Annotated in this window: 17 protein-coding genes; 6 read left to right on the forward strand and 11 right to left on the reverse strand. The window is 44.6% G+C overall.

The genetic code is table 11. The features are described from left to right. Positions 1-465: 465 nt before the first annotated feature. The 5 genes from ACED25_RS15225 to ACED25_RS15245 form a co-directional block, all read right to left on the reverse strand. On the reverse strand, positions 466-1620 hold the full coding sequence (locus tag ACED25_RS15225; protein WP_371695591.1) for an ABC transporter permease: 1155 nt from the start codon (positions 1618-1620) through the stop codon (positions 466-468). Then, positions 1617-2888 carry an ABC transporter permease gene (locus ACED25_RS15230; protein ID WP_371695592.1) on the reverse strand — a complete coding sequence of 424 codons (1272 nt, stop codon included), beginning with the start codon at positions 2886-2888 and terminating at the stop codon, positions 1617-1619. Before ACED25_RS15230 ends, ACED25_RS15225 begins: the two co-directional genes overlap by 4 nt. Positions 2889-2895: 7 nt before the next feature. Continuing rightward, a complete protein-coding gene (locus tag ACED25_RS15235; protein ID WP_017101092.1) occupies positions 2896-3870 on the reverse strand; it encodes an HlyD family secretion protein in 975 nt (324 codons plus the stop codon). A 3-nt stretch (positions 3871-3873) separates the two neighbouring features. Next, a complete protein-coding gene (locus ACED25_RS15240) occupies positions 3874-5310 on the reverse strand; it encodes a TolC family protein (RefSeq protein WP_371695593.1) in 1437 nt (478 codons plus the stop codon). A gap of 213 nt (positions 5311-5523) precedes the next feature. After that, positions 5524-5751, reverse strand: a complete 228-nt coding sequence (locus tag ACED25_RS15245; RefSeq protein WP_009846577.1) for a hypothetical protein — start codon at positions 5749-5751, stop codon at positions 5524-5526. Positions 5752-6412: 661 nt separating this feature from the next. Here ACED25_RS15245 and ACED25_RS15250 point away from each other — a divergent pair. The 5 genes from ACED25_RS15250 (at position 6413) to gnd (ending at position 12918) form a co-directional block, all read left to right on the forward strand. Then, entirely contained in the window at positions 6413-8023 is a 1611-nt protein-coding gene (locus ACED25_RS15250) for an ATP-binding protein (protein ID WP_371695601.1), read from the forward strand. Between the two features lie 69 nt (positions 8024-8092). Beyond that, positions 8093-8788 (forward strand): response regulator, encoded by a 696-nt coding sequence (locus tag ACED25_RS15255; protein WP_269336130.1) that lies wholly within the window; start codon positions 8093-8095, stop codon positions 8786-8788. Positions 8789-9225: 437 nt separating this feature from the next. Continuing rightward, positions 9226-10728, forward strand: a complete 1503-nt coding sequence (zwf, locus tag ACED25_RS15260; protein WP_029222938.1) for a glucose-6-phosphate dehydrogenase — start codon at positions 9226-9228, stop codon at positions 10726-10728. Next, a complete protein-coding gene (gene pgl / locus ACED25_RS15265; protein WP_371695602.1) occupies positions 10725-11441 on the forward strand; it encodes a 6-phosphogluconolactonase in 717 nt (238 codons plus the stop codon). The genes zwf and pgl overlap by 4 nt, the downstream gene beginning before the upstream one ends. 28 nt (positions 11442-11469) lie before the next feature. Then, positions 11470-12918, forward strand: coding sequence for a decarboxylating NADP(+)-dependent phosphogluconate dehydrogenase (gene gnd / locus ACED25_RS15270; RefSeq protein WP_004733587.1), 1449 nt, complete (start codon positions 11470-11472; stop codon positions 12916-12918). A gap of 129 nt (positions 12919-13047) precedes the next feature. Here the strand turns inward: gnd and ACED25_RS15275 are convergent, their stop codons facing one another. Next, positions 13048-14208: an HD-GYP domain-containing protein gene (locus tag ACED25_RS15275; RefSeq protein ID WP_371695594.1), complete on the reverse strand. Its 1161-nt coding sequence runs from the start codon at positions 14206-14208 to the stop codon at positions 13048-13050. 423 nt (positions 14209-14631) lie between these two features. Here ACED25_RS15275 and ACED25_RS15280 point away from each other — a divergent pair, with 423 nt between their 5' ends. Continuing rightward, positions 14632-15045 (forward strand): VF530 family DNA-binding protein, encoded by a 414-nt coding sequence (locus ACED25_RS15280; RefSeq protein WP_012603790.1) that lies wholly within the window; start codon positions 14632-14634, stop codon positions 15043-15045. Between the two features lie 155 nt (positions 15046-15200). Here ACED25_RS15280 and ACED25_RS15285 read toward each other — a convergent pair whose 3' ends face one another. The 5 genes from ACED25_RS15285 to ACED25_RS15305 form a co-directional block, all read right to left on the reverse strand. Further along, positions 15201-15392, reverse strand: a complete 192-nt coding sequence (locus ACED25_RS15285) for a hypothetical protein (RefSeq protein WP_017099079.1) — start codon at positions 15390-15392, stop codon at positions 15201-15203. A 227-nt stretch (positions 15393-15619) separates the two neighbouring features. Continuing rightward, a complete protein-coding gene (locus ACED25_RS15290; RefSeq protein WP_371695595.1) occupies positions 15620-16378 on the reverse strand; it encodes a sulfite exporter TauE/SafE family protein in 759 nt (252 codons plus the stop codon). 195 nt (positions 16379-16573) lie between these two features. Beyond that, positions 16574-18094: a tripartite tricarboxylate transporter permease gene (locus ACED25_RS15295; RefSeq protein WP_009846586.1), complete on the reverse strand. Its 1521-nt coding sequence runs from the start codon at positions 18092-18094 to the stop codon at positions 16574-16576. A 10-nt stretch (positions 18095-18104) separates the two neighbouring features. Further along, on the reverse strand, positions 18105-18605 hold the full coding sequence (locus tag ACED25_RS15300; RefSeq protein WP_009846587.1) for a tripartite tricarboxylate transporter TctB family protein: 501 nt from the start codon (positions 18603-18605) through the stop codon (positions 18105-18107). Between the two features lie 247 nt (positions 18606-18852). Further along, positions 18853-19824 carry a tripartite tricarboxylate transporter substrate binding protein gene (locus tag ACED25_RS15305; protein ID WP_009846588.1) on the reverse strand — a complete coding sequence of 324 codons (972 nt, stop codon included), beginning with the start codon at positions 19822-19824 and terminating at the stop codon, positions 18853-18855. Between the last annotated feature and the right edge of the window lie 156 nt (positions 19825-19980).

Genomic DNA, 19980 nt, shown 5'->3' on the forward strand with positions numbered 1-19980 from the left:
GACGGCAACATAAACGGCTGTAGCTAGGTCGAAAAATGAAATAAATATGAGTACTGATCTTGCTTTATATGGATATCCTTTTGGTATGTGCACCAATTAGACTATGGCATTCGGCCTGCCAAGCCCTACTGATAATCCTATACACAAAAAAAATACCATCAAAGATTTTTTTACAATAAATTTACAATTGTTCGGGTTTTGTCATTGTTTGGGAATAAGCAGGAATTTTTTAGGTTGGAAAAGGCATATGCAGTAGCTGTTATAGCATGAACTAAGGTGAATGATAGTGGAGGTGCATAGGGAAGTCGGCGAGTTTTAATGTTCAATATGTTTTGGGGAGGTGTTTAAACAATTGATAGCTGAAGATGTAATCAAGCTAAAAGACATTAAAAAAGCCCTTTATCAGAGCTTTGTTAATGGTTTCAATGAGCGTGAGGTTTAGTGCCTGACGAATAGAGACTAGAGTTAAACAGAGCCAATGATACGTTTACTCGATTTGTGGTAAAGCTTAAGTGCGAGTAACGAGCCCCATAGAGCGACTTGTATCCATAGCAATGTCCATTGAGACGCTACCTCTTGCCAAGATGCCCCCATCTGATTGAGCGCTAAAAAACCTTGGATAGCGGGTGTGCTTGGGAATAACTGTGACAGCAGTACTAACCATTCAGGCATCATTTCAACAGGCCAGATAAAACCTGAAGAGAAGATCAGCGGCATTGAACTGATTAACACCACAACCGTGACTAACTCTCTTCTTGGCACTAGCTCACCAATAAAAATCCCGATCAAACAACTGGCCAATAAGAAGGGCAGCAGTAAGGTCAAAATGTTTGTTATGGAGGCAAGTAGGTTAATGCCATACATCGAAAAGCTTGCGCCGAAGTAATACATCGACAACAGGTAATAAATGCCAACTAAGGTACAACAGCGAGCAAGTATCAGTTTCGCTGGAGAGGTCTTACTCCAATAGCCAAACGTCGATTGAGCGTTTTGGGTCGCGCCAACTAAACCAGAAGCCATGGCTAAGGTTTGTTGCAGGATCAACACAAAGACGGCTGGAACCACGTAATCAATGTAGCCCATGCTACTATTGAAGGTTGGTTTTAGGTTCAAGCTGAATGCACTGTAGCCTTTGGCTGCCGATTCTAAAGGTACTCCTTCTACTAACAAGTGGCTGACCTTAACTTGAGCAGCTAACGTGCCGCCAGCCTTGGCAAGCCCTTCAACAATGGTTCCGTAGACCAAGAAGTAAGATGCATCACCGGCGTAAGAAAGCGTCGGGCTCTTACCTAGGAGCAAGTCTTTATAGAAGTTCTTTGGGATGACGAGGAACCCACCAATCTCTTGATTAAGAACAGCTTGCTTAGCATCGGCGATGGTGGAGTCGCGGCGTACCAAGTCAATTTGAGACGTGGCATCTACCATTCTTTCTAACTGGTAGCTGCTTTGGCTCTTATCCAAATTCACAACGGAAGCTTTAAGTTGTTGAGGAACTTGATTTGCGTAAGGCAGCGGATACAAGAATGAATAGAAGACCACACCACCAAATACCGTTAGAAGTACAACAGGGTTGCGCAGTACCGCTAACAGTTCTTGCTTGAGCAGTTGAGTAAAGCTCATCGTTTTACTCCTTGTTGTGCTGATGCATCTGGCTGTGCTGACGATGTTGCTTTTGATGATATAGCCAAGTGTTTCTTAATTAATAACATCACCACGAAAGCAGGAACTGCATACCACAACATCGAGGAGAGGCTGATTAGCGATTGTGCCGCGGTCACGCCATAACTGGATTGTGCTGTTTGTATTTCGATGTAGTGACTCACGGGCAATAAGCTTCTCCAAATTTGAGCTGCCGTGTTCATGTCGGTGACTGGAAAAGTAATGCCCATGAACGCAAAGCTTGGCGCTGTAAAGGCGCCAGCGAAACTCATCGCCCTTGCTGGATCAAGCGTTAAGAAGAAAAACAAACAACCCATGATGATACAACTGATGACGGTAAGCAGTTGGGCGACGGTCAGTGCCACAAAACTGCCGTTAAACGGCCAGTCTAAGAGGACATAGAACCAAAAGCTAAACGCGATACCAAACATCAAAAACAAGACAAGGTAGGGCGTTAGTGTTGATGTTAGTGATTTCATCGGGGCGTTGGATAACCAAGCATGAAGACCACGAGCTCTAACGTTCGCCGTCAAAACCAATATCGTGCCCACCACAATCATGATCTGCCATAGAGCCGGAATAACCGCAGACACTAAGAACTGAGCATAGCTGGTGTTCTTGTTAAACAGTGGCGTAATCTGGCTTTGTACCGTTACCGCTTGCCCCAATGCCGATTGTACCGTGGTATCACCGTGTGAAAGCTGTTTAACCACTTCGAGTTGCGCGTTGAATGTTCCTTGAGCCTGCAACAGAGCCGAGTTCACCAGTTTGCCAATCAAGATAAATTGACTGTTATAGAAAACGGACACTTGCGGGTTCAAGCCTAGGAAAAGGTCTCGGTCAAAGTGTCTTGGTATCACGACATAACCATAGATATCGCGTTCAATCATCGCTTTAGCCGCTTCACTCGCCGAGCTGTATTTCTGAGTCACTTGCAGCGTTGGTGAAGCATCAACAAGGCGCGTGAACTGTTGCGAGATTTGACTGTGTTCAAGGTCGACAACCGCAACCGGTAAGTCGCGAGCGATCCCTTGTGAAAAAATCAGCCAGATACTGGCAGCAAGAAGCAACGGAATCCAAGTTAGGCAAGACAACAGCCATTTGTCTTTGCGGACAATCGCCCACTGCCTAAGCAATGTATTTTTCACTTGACGGTGCTCCGGTGATTGCGTGCCTCTAGATTGCGAGGCTGTAGATCGAGAGCTTATAGAGCGAAAGTTAGCAGACATACGTCACCTAAAGCTCAACCACTAGGCTCATGCCCATACGCAGTGTTTCGTTGGTATCGACAGGGTGCGCTTCTACTTCAAAAGTGCGTAAGTCGAAGCCTTGTGCTGCGTCTGTTGAACGCCAAGTCGCGAAATCACCCATTACGGCAATGTGAGTCACTTGGAAAGTTAATGATCTATCCAGAGCTGGAAGGTAAGCTTCAAATTGGCTGCCTTTCTCAAAATGTTTCAACATATCTTCACGCACATTGAGCACCGCCCATGCATCTTTAGTGTCAATCACGGTCACAACAGGGAAACCTTGAGGAGCTAACTCACCGCTACTTAATAGTACTTGAGCCACTTCACCACTAAACCAGCTGTGGATCTGTGTGTCTTTTGCGTAAGCTTCAACTTCCGCTACTGCGCCAGCTGCCATTAACGCTTTTTGAGCGGCTGCCACTTTGGTTTCGTCACGAGCACCTTCTTGTGCTAATTGATACATTTGGAACGCAGCGCTTTCAGTGTACTTCGCCGCTTGCCACTGTGTTTTGGCTTCATCACGTTTTTGCTCGGCAACCACGCCATCGTTATAAAGGTTGTTTACACGTTGGTAAGTTTTATCCATGAGATCGGCAGCTGCTTTGGCTTTCAACCATTGGTCTTTAGCGGCTTGGATTTGCTGAGTACGCGCGCCATTCTCTGCTTGTTTTGCTAATGCACCAGCGGCTTTTTGACCGGCTTTTGCTTGCTCTAATTTAGCGTCAATTTCTGGGCTAAGTAGGGAGAAGATCAATTCGCCTTTTTCAACCGAATCGCCTTTACGCACGAATATTTCATCAATTCTGCCGGGTACTTTCGATGAGATGCTGTATTGCTGCGCATCTATTTGACCTTGAAGCTTAACAGGCTGTGGTTGGTACGCTTGGTAAAAGCCGTATCCAACCCAGCCAATAATGCCGATACCAACCAGAGAGAGAATAAATGGCTTAATAGGTTTCATGAATTATCCTTTTGACTGGCTAGCGGTGTCTGCTTTTGAATCGAAGTCAGACGGGACAGAAGACGTTAAGTAACTTGAATAAGCATTCATTTCACTGGTGAGTGCTAACAGCTTATTAAGAGAAATTAGGTATTTGAATCGAGCAGCAGATTGCTGTGTTTTAATGCTTGCAAGATAAAGCTCAGCATCAACCACTTCTAACGAATTGGATAACCCTTGAGTGAAGGCTTTTTTACGAAGTGAAAGGTTTTCTTGAGCTAAAGACAGACTTGAGTTGAGGCCTTGAACTTCTTCAATTGCTTGGTTCGCTTCAAGATAGGTCTTTTGTACCAAAACGGTTAAGTCTTGCTTGGCTTGCGACTTAAGAAACTGGACTTGAGACACGGCGCTATGAGCGGCAGCGACTTTGTCGGAACGACCTGACGTGTCAAGTAGCGGTACATTCACACCAATACCGACTAACCAATCGGGTTTCATTTCACTGGCTAGCGAGTCATCTTCGTACAGGCTGTAATCACCGTAAAGGTAAACTTCTGGGTAGTATTTGCCTTTTTCAGCCTTGATCAAGCTACTCGCTTGTTTCTCTTTTGCTTCAAGGATTTTAAGGCCTGGGTAGGTCATGAGGGTTTGATCAACAAATACGTCCATATGAGGCAGGTTTTTGTTGATAAAGAGTTGTTCTGAAGGTTCGACACTTTGGCTCTGACCAAGGATCTGAGTCAGTGCTAATTGAGCAATTTTGAGGTCGTTCTGCGCTTTGGTTCGTTCAACAACGGCTTTATCCAAAGAAGCATCCGCCTGCAGACGTTCTACTCGAGCAATTTGTCCTTGCTGTTCAAGCTTGATGGCGAAATCACGATGCTGAGTTAAGCCAGCTTCAACGGCTTGACGTGTTCTCACGACGTCTTCCGCTAAGATCACCGAGAAGTAATATTTACTTAAGTCTTCGTAGCGAGCCTGTTTCTCCATCAGCAGTTGGCTTTGCGCTTCTTCGCTTTTACCTTCGGCAGCAGTTTGCGCAGCGGTAATTCGTCCGCCAGTAAAGATAGGCCAAATAGCACGGATGGAAGAGCTGAAGATGTCTTGCTCTGTTATGGTCGAGGTAACGCCACCCAATTTAGCTAATAAGGGTGCAAATGCTGGATCTACGCCGCTTAAGCTATCGCCGAACTGTTTACCATTGATAGTCACATCATTATCAAGGTGCGTGTAGTTAGCTCCCAAGGTGATCGAGGGTAGATTAAGGCTACTTGTTGAGTTCTGAAGGTGTTGATAACGCTCAACGTTGGCTTGTTGAGCCGCAAGTGAGTTGTTGTTCTCTTGCAATATTTGCCACGCTTCAGAAAAAGTGAGCGGGGCAGAGAAAACTGGCGAAGCAAATGTGCCGAGAAGCATACTGGCGAGCGCAAGGTGTCGGAATTTTGGTTTGGTCATCTGCATTAAATACCATTTAGAGTATTAGCTCTAATGCTAACAGGGTGATAGTCATTTGTCTTGAGATGATTGTCTCACATGATTAGAAACCCTCATAACTCGTTAAGTTAACGTAATAAAGTACGTGACGTGGGCAACAAAGATCACTGAAACGAAAAGAGCACGACAAAGCGTGCTCTTTAAGTTCAGTATAGAAGTGTTCTTACAAAATGAAGTGGCTTATTTAAAGCTAGGACAATGGTGATCGGCGCGCCACACCAATTGTCTTGAACCTTGCATTGTTTGTAATAAATCTCTACCTGACATTTGCGGGAACGCTAACAATACCTTGAGATCAAGAGGAGAGGTTCCGTCTTTCTCATAGGCTCTTACATGAGTAAAAGTCGATTGTAAGTGTTTGAACAGCATAGTCTTAGTAAGACAAATTCCAAAGTTATCGCGTTTCATTGCCTGGTTTCCTTTTCAACAATGTTTATACGTTATGTTTTTTATCCTGTTTCTATTGGACGTTGCCACTGATCGATACTTCCTGCTCATCAATGTTTTATTATTGGGTGCTGATTTATCAGTCACCTCTGAGTTGTCTACTGGCCTGTCGCGTAAATAGAGATGTATGAATGAGGTTAGGTAGGTAACCTGTTTGTTCAACAATCGTAACGACGAGCGTGCAACTTTTAGTTATAGATACGTCCAGTGAGCGAAGGGTTGTTGCCTTTTTGTTAATCTAAATTTCGATTTAAAGCGCGGTCTGAAAATGAGGACTTATGGCTTGGCAACAACGAACTCCTTCATATGCAACTATTATAATTGTATTTATTTTAAACAACCTAAAAAACACCTAAAAGCTTAGTGATCTAGCTCAATATTTATTCGTTTATTTTGCTTTTTAAGCTAATCCGTTCTAAAAATGAACGATTAATCGAAATGAATAACGTAAAGGATTATCAATTAACAATCTGCTCAATTATTTAGTTGAGTAACAGTCACAAATTCGCATAGCTAGAAAGGTCATGCGGTTAACTTAGTGTTAACATTATTCGTCTAACACTAGGGACGGTGGAATATGAAATGGAGCAGTATCAGTTTCCGTAAAAGGTTACTGATTATCATGACGGTCACTGGCCTTGTTGAGCTTTTGATACTCTCAGCTGCTGGTTTTTACTACATCAAACAATCTCAAGAACAAGAGATGGGTTTGAAAGCGTTAGGTGTTGCTGAATTTCTATCTGAATCGCCACTGGTCACCAGCATTATTCAAGAAAATGGAACGTTGGATCCTAACGGCGTTCCCTACGTTCTGTCTGAAGAAACCCAAGTTAAATTTCGAAACCTTACCCAACTCATTGGTGCGGCGTTTATCGTTGTGGGAGATGATAAAGGTATCCGCCTGATTCACCCTTATGATGACAGGCTCGGTAAACCAATGCGTGGTGGCGATAACCAAAAAGCGTTGATATTGGGCGAGTCTTATGTGTCGACGGCTAAAGGTTCACTTGGCTTCTCTGTCCGTGGTAAATCTGCGGTAAAAGACCCCCAAGGTGCCGTTATTGGGGTAGTGTCGGTGGGTTATCTATTGGATTCTTTGCAAGATCGAATCGAACCTTACTTAGCCTTTTTGATTGTGATGGCGTTGCTGGTGGTTGCCGTCAATGCGGTGATTTCAAGCTATGTGTCTCGCCGTTTTCAGCGCGCTATTTTAGGCTTTGAGCCAGAAGAAATTGGCCGCTTATATGTAGAACTTGATGTGACTATGAGTACCGTGAAAGAAGGTATTTTGAGCATTGATAAGAACGGCATTTTGCGCTCAATAAACAAAAGCGCGTGCGATATTTTGTCCATAGACCGAGATAAAGCACTCAATCAGCAACGTCTATCAGATGTATTAGCGGGCAGTGACTTAGAACAGCTGTTATCGACTGGCGATACCGATCACGATGTTGAGCTGTACCTGAACAATAAGCGAATCATTGCTAATCGCAGCCCAATTATAGTGGCTGGTGAGGTGGTTGGGGCGGTATCCAGCTTCCGATTGCGAGATGAAATCAACGATTTAACAGACCAGCTCTCACAAACCAAAGAGTATGCTGATCTACTGCGTTCGCAAACCCATGAGCATCAAAATAAGCTAAACACCATTAGTGGCTTGATTCAAATGGGCGAGCTGGACTCTGTTCAACAATTGATTGGTCAAGAAACCGCTCATTACCAGAGCTTAATTGAGTTCTTAAGAGAGACGGTGAAAGATCCATTGATTGCAGGCATGCTTTTAGGCAAAACAGAGCGAGCTCGAGAGATTGGTTTGGAGCTTAAAGTTGAAGAGGGATCAAGGCTTGAGGCATTACCCGCTTGGTTAAACGCAGAGGATGTCGTGACGATTCTTGGCAACCTGATTGATAACGCGTTTGATGCCACCATGATGACAATTAAACAAGAAGGGCCAATAGCACCAGCTCGTCGCGTAATCGATGTGTCGATCAGTGATTTTGGCAATGAAATCATAGTGGAAGTCGAAGACAAGGGCTGTGGTTTGCCGAAAGACTTGGCGACCAAAGCACTCACCGAAAAAGGCGTATCGAGCAAAGCGAAGCAGAACCGAGGTGTTGGTTTGTATCTCATTAAGCAACTTTCAGATCGTTATCAAGGGCAATTAGAAATGGTTGATAACCCTGATTTTGGGTCACGCATGACGGTGTATTTACCGAAAGAAGAACAACAATAATAATTGAGCACGGAGCGATCGAGTAAAGATCGTAGTGACGGAAAAAGCATGGTTAAAGGAAGAACATAAATGAACGCAATCACGAGAGTCATGGTCATTGAAGATGATATTGCGATTGCAGAGCTTCACCATCGTTATTTAGAACAGATGGGAGGCTTTGATGTGGTCGGGATTGCGACCACACAGTCTGAAGCATTAATGCAATTGGACATCTTAAAGCCTAATTTGGTTTTATTGGATGTGTATCTACCGGACGGATGCGGACTTGATATTTTGAACCACGTTCGTGGCAGTAATCAGGGCTGTGATGTGATTTTGATTACCGCCGCTCGAGATGTCGACACACTGCAACAGGCGATGCGTGGTGGAGTCGTCGACTACTTACTGAAACCTGTGATGTTTCCTCGTTTGGAAGCGGCACTGAAAAAGTACCAATCGCAACAACAAGAATTTGAAAGTGTGTCTGATTTGAACCAAGGCTTGGTCGACAAGATGCTGCAAGCCAATGCCAAGGCAGACTCTCGAAAGGTTTCTACGTTACCTAAAGGGATCGATGGTGTAACGCTTGATAAAATTAGAGCTATTTTCCAACAAGCCGACATTGCTGATATTACAGCTGATGAGGCAGGTGAACGTATTGGAGCTAGTCGAACCACCGCTCGACGCTATTTGGAATTCCTTATCACGACTGGCGAGTTAGTGGCTGACTTAAATTACGGGTCAGTAGGTCGCCCAGAACGCTGCTACAACAAAGCTAGAAGATAGATTTAGCGACAACAAGTCACAAAGATAAACGCGATGCTATCAAATAAATATAAAGCCAGTTGAGTAAGCTGGTTTTGGTTTTTTCTCCCTTTCTTATTGTTCACTCCACCGACCAGATACCGTTCTTTCTTGACTACAATGTTTGAGAATGCCGATTTGCTTCTTCTTCCGGATAGAACAGCTGAATTATCGATTATAATTTGTTCGAAATCAGTCAATATTTAATCGATTGCTTTCACAGTGGTTGATGTAAATCAAATACTCATAGACAATACTGTCCCGAATAGAGGTGATAGCTTTCACCCTCGTTTACCAAACGCATTCTCAAGTGTAATAGGCACTCGCTATTGATGTAATAGCCAAGACCTATTATCTATTTTCGTATGTCGCTGATACCTTTGGCGAATACTAAAAACCTTGTTTTTATAGGAAAGATGATGGTAATACCTGAAAACAGCAGCATCGTTATTTTTGGTGCGTCGGGAGATCTAACTTACCGCAAGTTAATTCCTGCTTTGTACCACCTGTATGCTAGCAATCAACTTCCAGAATCCTTTGCGATTCTTGGAGTGAGCCGTACTGAGTACAGCGACGAGTCTTACCGTGAGAAGCTGAAGAAGTCTCTTCAGGAAATGGAAAAAACTGAGCCAGAGACGCTGAATGCATTTATTGAACATCTGCATTATCAAGCGATCAACACTTCAGATGTAGACGATTACGCCCGTCTAGCACAACGTCTGGATAAGCTTGAGCAAGACTACCAATTCGAAAACCATAACACATTGTTCTACTTGGCAACCCCGCCAAGCCTTTACGGTGTGATTCCAGCAAACCTTGCTGCACATGGCCTAAACGATGAGAAGAACGGCTGGCGTCGTCTGATTATTGAGAAGCCATTTGGTTACGATTTAGCATCAGCTCAAGCGCTGGATGAAGAGATCCATCATCACTTCCAAGAACACCAGATCTACCGTATCGACCATTACCTTGGTAAAGAAACGGTACAAAACCTTCTAGTGCTTCGTTTCTCAAACGCGATGTTTGAACCTCTGTGGAACCGTAACTTCATTGAATACGTTGAAATCACAGGTGCTGAGTTCCTTGGCGTTGAAGAACGTGGCGGATACTACGATGGTTCTGGCGCAGTTCGTGACATGTTCCAAAACCACCTGCTACAAGTGCTAGCAATGGTTGGTATGGAGCCACCTGCTCAAATCAATGCAGATTCTATTCGTGATGAAGTGGTTAAAGTACTGCAGTGTCTGAAACCATTAGAAGAAGATGATTTGCGTAAAGACTTAGTGTTAGGTCAGTACACAGCATCAGATGTTCGTGGTCAGCACTTACTAGGTTACCGTGAAGAGCATGGTGTCGCAGACGACTCTCGTACTGAAACGTACATTGGTCTTAAAGCACACATCAATAACTGGCGCTGGAATGGTGTTCCTTTCTACGTACGTACGGGTAAACGCTTACCAACACGTGTGACTGAAATTGTGATTCATTTTAAGAACACACCACACCCAGTGTTTGGTCAAGATGCACCAGAGAACAAACTGATTATCCGTATCCAACCGGATGAAGGTATTCAGATGAGCTTTGGTTTGAAAGAGCCAGGTGCAGGCTTCAAAGCAAAAGAAGTGAAAATGAACTTCTCTTACTCTGATCTGCCTGAGACTCAGATGCTAACGGCTTATGAGCGTCTTCTTCTTGACGCACTGAACGGTGATGCGACTCTGTTTGCACGTACCGATGCAGTAGAAGCATGTTGGAAGTACGTTCAACCGATCTTAGATTTCAAGCAAGACCCTCAAGCACTGTTTGGCTATGCTTGTGGTACTTGGGGCCCACAAGAAGCCGATGAGCTTCTGCAGCGTGATGGCCGCGCATGGCGTTTCCCATGCAAAAACTTAACAGACACGGATTACTGCGAACTATGATCAATCACAAGATCTTTGCAACGCCTGAATTAGTCGTTGAAAACCTAGCAAACGAAATGAAAGCTTACAGCGAGCAGGGTAAACCTGTTCACATTTCACTGTCGGGTGGCAGCACGCCAAAAATGCTTTTTAAGCTTTTAGCTCAAGCGCCATACGCAGAAGGCATTCAATGGAATAACCTTCATTTCTGGTGGGGCGACGAACGTTGCGTGGCACCTGATGATGCTGAAAGTAATTTCGGTGAAGCAAACGCATTGCTGTTTACACAAGTAAACCTTCCTGCTGAAAACATCCACCGCATCCGTGGTGAAGATGAGCCAAAAGCAGAAGCAGAGCGTTTCGCGAAAGAAATGGCAGACGTGATTCCAACAGAAAACGGCACGCCTGTTTTCGATTGGATCCTGCTAGGTGTTGGCGCAGACGGCCACACAGCTTCACTATTCCCGGGTGTAACTGACTACCAAGATGAGAACCTATCTGTATTAGCTTCTCACCCAGAGTCAGGCCAGATCCGTGTTTCTAAAACAGCGAAAGTTTTAGAAGCAGCAAAACGAATCAGCTACCTAGTACTGGGTGCAGGTAAAGTTGAGATCGTTAAAGAAATTCATACAACTCCTGCTTCAGAACTGCCTTACCCGGCAGCGAAAATCCAGTCTAAAACTGGTGAGACAGAGTGGTTCCTAGATTCAAATGCAGCAAGTGCTATCGCATAAGTGCGAATAGCCGCAAGGAGATAAAATAATGAAAGGTGATATCGGTGTAATTGGCCTAGCAGTAATGGGTCAGAACCTTATCCTAAACATGAACGACCACGGCTTCAAAGTTGTGGCTCACAACCGTACTGCTGCGAAAGTAGACGAGTTCCTAGAAGGCCCAGCTAAAGGTACTAACATTGTTGGTGCTTACTCTCTAGAAGAGCTAGTTGAGAAGCTAGAAGCGCCACGTAAAGTGATGCTTATGGTTCGTGCTGGTGATGTTGTAGATACGTTCATCGACAAGCTTGTACCACTTCTAGACAAAGGCGACATCATCATTGATGGTGGTAACACTAACTTCCCAGACACTAACCGTCGTGTTGCCGCTCTTCGCGAGAAAGGCATCCACTTCATCGGTACGGGTGTTTCTGGTGGTGAAGAAGGCGCTCGTTTCGGTCCTTCTATCATGCCAGGCGGGTCTCCTGAAGCTTGGGAAGCGGTTAAGCCTATCTTCCAAGGTATCTCTGCGAAAACTGACGCGGGTGAGCCTTGTTGTGATTGGGTTGGTAACGACGGTGCTGGTCACTTCGTTAAGATGGTTCACAATGGCATCGAATACGGTGACATGCAGCTTATCACTGAAGCATACCAGTTCATGAAAGATGGCCTAGGTATGAACCACGACGAAATGCAGGCTGTATTTGCTGACTGGAACAAAACTGAGCTAGACAGCTACCTAGTTGAAATCACTGCTGATATCCTTGGTTACAAAGATGAAGACGGTGAAGCGCTAGTTGAGAAGATCCTAGACACTGCTGGCCAAAAAGGTACGGGCAAATGGACAGGTATTAATGCACTAGACATGGGTATCCCACTGACTCTAATCACTGAGTCTGTATTCTCTCGTTGCCTATCTGCGCTTAAAGACCAACGTGTTGAAGCTGAAAAACTGTTCGGCAAGACTGTTGCTCCAGTTGAAGGCGACAAGCAAGAGTGGGTTGATGCAATCCGTCAGGCTCTACTTGCTTCTAAGATCATCTCTTACGCTCAAGGTTTCATGCTAATGCGTGAAGCGTCGAACGAAAACGGCTGGGATCTAAACTATGGTAACGTTGCTCTTATGTGGCGTGGCGGTTGTATCATCCGTTCTGCATTCCTAGGCAACATTCGTGATGCTTACGAAGCGAACCCAGAGATCGCTTTCCTAGGTTCAGATGCATACTTCAAAGGCATCCTAGACAACTGCATGGGCGCTTGGCGTAAAGTTGCAGCTAAGTCTATGGAATCAGGCATCCCAATGCCATGTATGACTTCTGCACTAACGTTCCTAGACGGCTACACTACAGCTCGTCTTCCAGCGAACCTTCTACAAGCTCAACGTGACTACTTCGGTGCTCACACTTATGAGCGTACTGACCGTCCACGTGGTGAATTCTTCCACACAAACTGGACTGGTACAGGCGGCGACACTGCTTCTACAACTTACGACGTATAATCATTAGTTAGAATCAGTAAAGAACACGTTTGTTCTTTCAGCTGAAACTAGAAAACAAAAGGATGCCAATTGGCATCCTTTTTTGTTGGTTCGCGTTTTCTTTGGTCTACACAACCAAGGCGTTACAGTTCAAACTGTCATGACGTGCGGTCGAACATCATCATTGTATTGTTCCCTAATTGCCATAAAGCCATCTAGGTTCTGTTTAAGAGCCACAACACACTCAGGGTCGAACATCGAACCCGAGTGAGCCTCAATGTAATCCATGACTTCATCGAGTGTCCACGCGTGCTTATAAGCTCTTTTGCTCATCAGCGCATCGAATACATCGGCTAATGTCACTATTCGAGCCTCTAGTGGTATCACTGTGTTACTCAAAGCATCAGGCAACCCAGAGCCATCAAACCGTTCATGATGGTGGCGCACAATATTCTTAATGAATTGAATCTCTTCACTGCACATCGAGCTGTGGTGGGATAGGGCAACCACGTCATCAATCATCTCTTCGCCATACAAGGTGTGATTGTTCATGATGTTTCTTTCTTCGTCATTGAAACGCGCGCTACTGAATAACACCTTATCTGGAATTCGATATTTACCTATGTCGTGGAAGGGCGCATACAACCGAATTCGATGAATGAATTGGTGTGTAATTTCTTCCTTGCTGTGCGACAGAGTACGAGCAATGTGTTCACTGTATTTACCCATGCGAATGAGGTGCTCTTTGGTTTCTGGATCTCGAGCATGACCCATGTTTAAAGCAATCGCTAAAGAGGATTGAAAGTGACGTTGGCGCTCAAACCATTGAACGAAAAGGCTAGAGATCACTTGAGTGAGATAAGCGATATCACACTGGATGGTTTGGTTAGCAAAGAACCCCGCTGATGAAGCATTGATAAACACAAACCCAAGATTACTTTCTTGGTGATGAATAGGTGTTGTGTAACTGCTTTGATGACCGATATCGAGCAGGTGAGATATTTGTTTGGTTGGGCTAATGGTGGTGAGGTCGTGGATGATTCGAGTATCTAAAGACTCAGCCATTCTAGATAACGCTGATTCTGGCTTAAGTTCTTGTTCGATGTAGCGATGCTCGGCTTCTTGGCACAGAGTATCCGAAACAAAATAGTTCGATGCTCTATTTTCATTGCATAGCACGACCGAAAGCCTAGACAGAATGGGGTAATGTTCGCGAGCTAGCCGAAAGAGATCATCAACGATGGCGATAATGTCTTTATCTTGGGCGGCTACTCTGCTGATTTGGGAGTAGTCAAACATGGTCAAAGCCAACCTTTATTTATAGTTATATCATTGTTTAATATCATTATTAGTAGGTTTCTATACCACTTCTAACATAGCACCTCGCTGTTAATTATCAACACTGCGTTCTAATAAGTTTAAATTCCATTGGTAAAGTAGGGATACTTCATTCTTCTATCATGGTTTTTGTTAACTTGAGCTAGTTTGGTGGATCTTTAAGACAGACCCTTTTTAGTAGGGGCGGCTGTATTACACGCAACATCAGGATGGTAAGTGACCATATTAAAATTAAATTGAAAGATAAATAGGATAACGAGCATGCTTTATGCCATCATAAAGGCATAGATAAGGGCAATGGATGATATGCCCAAATGATTGAGCTAGAAGCGGTCAGTGATGACGGTGTTCTAGAGTAAATTCAAGGCCTTTAGTTGCCTTGGGAAAGGTAATGTTATGACTGAAGAAGAAAGAATCGAACTGCAACAAAACAACCCACTGCATGGCTTAAAGCTTGAAACTATGATCAACGAATTAGTGGATCATTACGGTTGGGAAATTTTGGATGCAGCAATGCGCATGAACTGCTTTAACACTAAGCCGACAGTAGCAAGTGCCGTTAAATACTTGAAGAAAACAGAGTGGGCTCGTGAGAAAGTAGAGAATTTCTACCTTTACCGTTTCAAGCGCATGCCTAAAGCTTCTGATATCGAATACCAGATGCCTCCGCGTTCACGTACATTCCGTCACGGGTTAGAACCTCGTGAGCCAATGGAATTAACGGTTGAATCGATTCTAGCATCACAAGCTAAAGCAGCGTCAGCATTTAAAGAGCGTCGTGGCGGCAACGGTCGTAACTTTCGTCGTTAATAGAAATGCGTCGCTAGTAAAAGGACGTCGTTAGTTTTAACGTTGCTATGTAAAGGCGTAAGTCGAACATCGTCAGATAGACGAAGCCTTGACTGCAAAATACAAAAGGAGCCTAAGTGCTCTTTTTTTAGTGCGTGTCGCTTTAGTCGTTCGTCTTAAGCTTCGCGGTTCTTTCTTTGATTCTTCCAAAGGTCAACGACATAAATAATGGCGCTGATCAGTAAGAATAGCGCTGACACAGAAAATAGAGCGGGCATTTTTAAGATCCACGCGAATGTGGCAGCAAGAAAAGCGACAAAGCAAATGAGTCGACTTGATGACATGACATGACCGAGTTTAATGTTCATAACGCCTCCTAATGAAGTCTCACTTTCGACAGGAGAATTATCCCACCTTTGGCAAAATAAAGGCTAAAAAACAGTCTAAATTGTTATCAAATTTTCTAATTGAAGGACTCGCCTCACACATTTTGTCTTGGCTATTTTATAAGCAATAAAATAGCGAAATCGGTATGAGAAGGGTGGAGTCTTTTTTGCTTTATCTTTCCAGTTGCAAGCCTTATTAAACCGAACGTCTAATTAGCATAGAAGAAGTAAGCGGTAATCAAAAAGCTCGCGATGATCACTGTGGTGCGAACATATTGTTGTGGGATACGGCGAGAAACTTTTGCTGAATAGTAACCACCAACCAATGTACCAAATAATACTGCCATGCCAGACGGCCAATCAATCGAACCATTCACAACAAAGAACACGATTGCCGCGAGTGATGCGCATGCCGATACCAACAATTTGATGCCATTCATCACGTTGATATTGGTATACCCTGCCAGTGCCAAGTAGCTCAATGTCACAATGCCTAAGCCTGCATTAAAATAACCACCATAAACACACACGATCAAAAGTAATAAGGCTGAAAAGAACGCGCCTGCGCTGGTGGCGTGCTTATGTTTAGCGGTTACTTTCTTTAGCCATTTATTGAGTGTGCCACCAAAGGTAAAAAGTAGAGCGGCGAACAGTAATAACCAAGGGACGGATTGGGTAAATAGCGCTTCTGGCGTGTGTAGTAGTAAAAATGCACCAATGCCGCCGCCAATTATACATAGCCCGACAACGAGTTTGAGTTGTTTGGTGCCAGATTGGATTTCATGGCGCAGTGCGTAAGCACCACTGATGTAACCAGCGCATGAAGCAAAGGTATTGGTCGCGTTGGCCGCAATCGGAGGGACGCCTGCGAATAACAAAGCGGGGAAGGTGATGAAGCTGCCTCCTCCTGCGATGGAATTCAACACGCCACCAATCACACCTGACAAGAATAGAATCAACCAATCCATAGTTTTAGAATCCAATGCGTTAAATGATGAATCACCTTACTTGATTTTGTTATTAATATCAGGGATATGTGTTTTTCAGGAGTCGGATTGTGAGTTTGCTACCATCTTAGAGCTGTGGTTTTTTGAAATGACTGATACGAAAAAAGGAGCCTGAGGCTCCCTTTATTTCGTTTTGTTTTCTAGGCTAAGCCAAGTTTATACTTCAACAGGCTTTGCTCTAAAGCTCTTGAACAGCTTAACCAGAATAGGACTAGATAGAACCAATACCGCTAAAATAGTGAAGGTCATGGTGATAGGGCGTTCCCAAAGGAAGCTGAGTTCACCATCACTGATCATCAGTGCGCGTCTCAAGTTCTCTTCCATCAAACCACCTAATATGAAGCCAAGCAGTAACGGTGCGAGCGGGAAGTTGGCCAGCCTTAACGCTATCGCCGCCATTGCCACAATTAGCATCACAAACACATCCATCGTGTTGAAAGACACCAAGTACACACCTGTGATTGAGAAGAAGATAATCATTGGCAGTAGTACCGTTCTTGGTACCGCTAGCAGTTTAGAGATATATGGGATCAGCGGTAGGTTTAAGATAACCAGCACGATGTTGCCAAAGTACATCGAGATAATCACCGACCAAAATACATCTGGATGCTCAACGAACAAGCGAGGGCCTGGCTGAATACCGTAAGCAATCAACGCACCAAGCATAATTGCAGTAGTACCAGAACCCGGAATACCGAGTGTTAGTAGCGGAACAAATGAACCGCTTGAAGCTGCATTGTTTGCTGATTCAGGAGCCACAAGACCACGAATACTGCCTTTACCAAACTCTTTCTGCTTGTCTTTTGGCGCTAGGCTGCGTTCCATGCCGTAGCTTAAGAAAGCTGCGATCGTCGCGCCAGCACCCGGAAGCACGCCAGTGAAGAAGCCAAGAATTGAAGAACGAATCGAAACGGGCGCGACTTCTTTGAACTCTTCTTTAGTCACTTTCATGCTGCCAATATCGGCCATCTTTTGGCTTTCTTCGCCGCTGGTGTCTTTCTCAGGTTTCAAAATACCCATTAAAGTCTCACCTAAAGCGAAGGTTGCCATAGCAAGAAGTAGGAAACTAAAGCCATCCATTAGGTCTGTTAGGCCAAACGTGAAACGCTCAACACCAACGCCTTTGTCGATACCAACAGTAGACAGCATCAAACCAAGAATGGTCATCATCCATGCCTTTATTACCTGACCTGGGCCTGCAAACGCTGCTACAGCCGATAGACCTAACAACATCAATGCGAAGTAGTCTGACGACTGGAAGCTCAATGAGACACTTGCTAGAGCCGGTGCTGCAATCAAAAGCATGATTGCTGACAGCGTACCGCCAGTGAAAGAAGAGTAGGCTGCTAGTGCCAACGCTTTACCTGCTTGGCCTTTTTGTGCCATTGGGTAGCCGTCGAATGCGGTTACTACCGTTGAAGAACAACCTGGAGCATTGATTAAGATTGATGACGTTGAGCCACCAAATACAGCGCCGTAGTACACACCTGCCATTAAGATTAAGCCAGAAGAAGGGTCTAGGCCGTATGTAATCGGGATCATCAACGCGATTGCTGAAATTGGACCTAGCCCCGGGAGCATACCAATGAAGGTACCCACGAAGCAGCCCACAATTACCATCATGATGTTCATTGGCATCACAGCGGTAGAAAGTCCTTGTAAAATTCCGTCTAACATAATGTTATCCCTACCAAAGAGTGAAGATTAAGCCAGGCTCTAGGTAGATATCTAAGCCTTGAGTTAATAATAAAAAGAACGCGATAACGAAAGGAAATGACGCGCCAAATAAAATAGATTTACGGCGCTCACCCAATAGGTAAAAGCCAGCAAGCAAGAAGAAGCTAGTTGCTAAAACAAAGCCAAGATAAGTCAGTCCAACACCGTACAAAGCCATCAACACTAAAAAGCCAATGAGCAGCTTCCAGTTCAACGGCGTGGTGTCGCATGAAACCTTCTGGTCCGGTTGTCCTGTAACTAGTAGGATCAACGACAGGCCGATGCCGATAAACGTTAATAGGGTAGGTAAAGTTCTTGCTGTGAAGGGTTCGTACTCGTCACCGGGGAACAAAGGAATTAGCGTGGTTTGGTAGCCATAGCACAAGCACGCCAGCATAAAGATCATGGCTCCGATGCGATCCTTTGAAAGCAAAGATTCCTTACTCAGAAATTTGGTTGGTAAGTCCGACATATCCAACTCCATTTGGGGTGGTATAAATAGTAAAAAAGCCGTACATGAGCGAGTTAATGAAGAATGTCTGGGATCACTAACCAAAGGTAAGCGAATTACGGTACTGGTTTATCAGCCACTTGCGTTTACAACGAATCGGCAAGCGTTAGTAATACGTCTACGAATAAACAAAGGAGTTTGAAGTTAACTCATGTACGGCGAAACAAGGAAAGAGTAAGAGGGCACATAGACCCTCTATGGTTGTTGGTTATTTCAAGAAACCAAGCTCACGCATTAGGTCGCCCATCTGTTTTTCTTGGTCTTCTAGGAAGGCGTAAAAATCTTTGTCAGCTTTGTAGTTGTCAATCCAACCGTTACGGTCACGAACCACTTGCCATTCATCGGTCTTGTACATTTTGCCTAGCGCTACATTCCACTCGTCGATTTTCGCTTGGCTAGTGCCAGGTGCCGCGAAGAAGCCACGCCAGTTAGCAAATACTGTTTCGTTGCCGTACTCAGTTAGTGTTGGGATGTTTGGTGCCGCATCAAGACGTTTTGGTGCCGTTACCGCCAATACTTTTACTTGGCCTGATTTAGACATTTCTAGCACTTCACCAAGGCCTGTCGAAAGCAGTTGTGTTTCGCCAGATAATAGAGCTGCCATTGCTTTACCACCTGCATCGTAAGCAATGTATCGCACTTTCTTCGCATCAAAACCTTCGCCTTTGAACGCTGCCGCCACAACAAGGTGATCCATGCTGCCTCGAGCCGAGCCGCCTGCAATTTTCACTTTACGTGGGTTGCTTTCGAATTCTTTTACTACATCTTCCCAAGTGTTGTACTTCGAATCCGCAGACGCAACGATTGCGCCATAGTCGGCAATAGTTGCTGCTACAGGAGTTAGGTCGCGGAAAGATTGTGGGAAGATACCGGTCAGCGAGCGCACAACGATAGGCGTTGAGTTCACCATTAGCGTGTCTTCTTGACGTTGAGCCGTCTCGATTAGGTGTGCAATGGCTTTACCGCCACCACCACCAGACAAGTTTTGGAAAGAGACATTTTCTACGATGTCGGATTTAACTAATACATCACCCGTACCACGAGCCGTCATATCCCAACCGCCACCAGCGCCGCCAGGGATTAGGAAGTGGATTTTTTCTACGTCAGCAGCAAAAGTGTTAAAAGAAAAGGTTGCTGCGATGATAGAAGCCGCAAGAGTAGGTTTCAGTGCCTTGAACATGGTTCACGTTCCTTATGTAGGGGATCTCTTCAATGGAGAGAAACTTATGTTTTATATCCAGCTGCTAAACACACGAGTAGGGTATTGCTTAGCAGATGACGTTAAAGTTAACGGTGTGTTAAAGAATTGTCTTCAATGCGGCGATATTGAGGATAA

It is taken from the genome of Vibrio sp. 1F263, from assembly GCF_041439035.1.
GTDB classification, from domain to species: Bacteria; Pseudomonadota; Gammaproteobacteria; order Enterobacterales; family Vibrionaceae; genus Vibrio; species Vibrio tasmaniensis_A.

Coding starts and splice junctions, on each gene's coding strand:
- ACED25_RS15225 (WP_371695591.1), bottom strand. CDS start 1,620: ATGAGCTTTACTCAACTGCTCAAGCAAGAACTGTTAGCGGTACTGCGC.
- ACED25_RS15230 (WP_371695592.1), bottom strand. CDS start 2,888: ATGTCTGCTAACTTTCGCTCTATAAGCTCTCGATCTACAGCCTCGCAA.
- ACED25_RS15235 (WP_017101092.1), bottom strand. CDS start 3,870: ATGAAACCTATTAAGCCATTTATTCTCTCTCTGGTTGGTATCGGCATT.
- ACED25_RS15240 (WP_371695593.1), bottom strand. CDS start 5,310: ATGCAGATGACCAAACCAAAATTCCGACACCTTGCGCTCGCCAGTATG.
- ACED25_RS15245 (WP_009846577.1), bottom strand. CDS start 5,751: ATGAAACGCGATAACTTTGGAATTTGTCTTACTAAGACTATGCTGTTC.
- ACED25_RS15250 (WP_371695601.1), top strand. CDS start 6,413: ATGACGGTCACTGGCCTTGTTGAGCTTTTGATACTCTCAGCTGCTGGT.
- ACED25_RS15255 (WP_269336130.1), top strand. CDS start 8,093: ATGAACGCAATCACGAGAGTCATGGTCATTGAAGATGATATTGCGATT.
- zwf (WP_029222938.1), top strand. CDS start 9,226: ATGGTAATACCTGAAAACAGCAGCATCGTTATTTTTGGTGCGTCGGGA.
- pgl (WP_371695602.1), top strand. CDS start 10,725: ATGATCAATCACAAGATCTTTGCAACGCCTGAATTAGTCGTTGAAAAC.
- gnd (WP_004733587.1), top strand. CDS start 11,470: ATGAAAGGTGATATCGGTGTAATTGGCCTAGCAGTAATGGGTCAGAAC.
- ACED25_RS15280 (WP_012603790.1), top strand. CDS start 14,632: ATGACTGAAGAAGAAAGAATCGAACTGCAACAAAACAACCCACTGCAT.
- ACED25_RS15285 (WP_017099079.1), bottom strand. CDS start 15,392: ATGAACATTAAACTCGGTCATGTCATGTCATCAAGTCGACTCATTTGC.
- ACED25_RS15290 (WP_371695595.1), bottom strand. CDS start 16,378: ATGGATTGGTTGATTCTATTCTTGTCAGGTGTGATTGGTGGCGTGTTG.
- ACED25_RS15295 (WP_009846586.1), bottom strand. CDS start 18,094: ATGTTAGACGGAATTTTACAAGGACTTTCTACCGCTGTGATGCCAATG.
- ACED25_RS15300 (WP_009846587.1), bottom strand. CDS start 18,605: ATGTCGGACTTACCAACCAAATTTCTGAGTAAGGAATCTTTGCTTTCA.
- ACED25_RS15305 (WP_009846588.1), bottom strand. CDS start 19,824: ATGTTCAAGGCACTGAAACCTACTCTTGCGGCTTCTATCATCGCAGCA.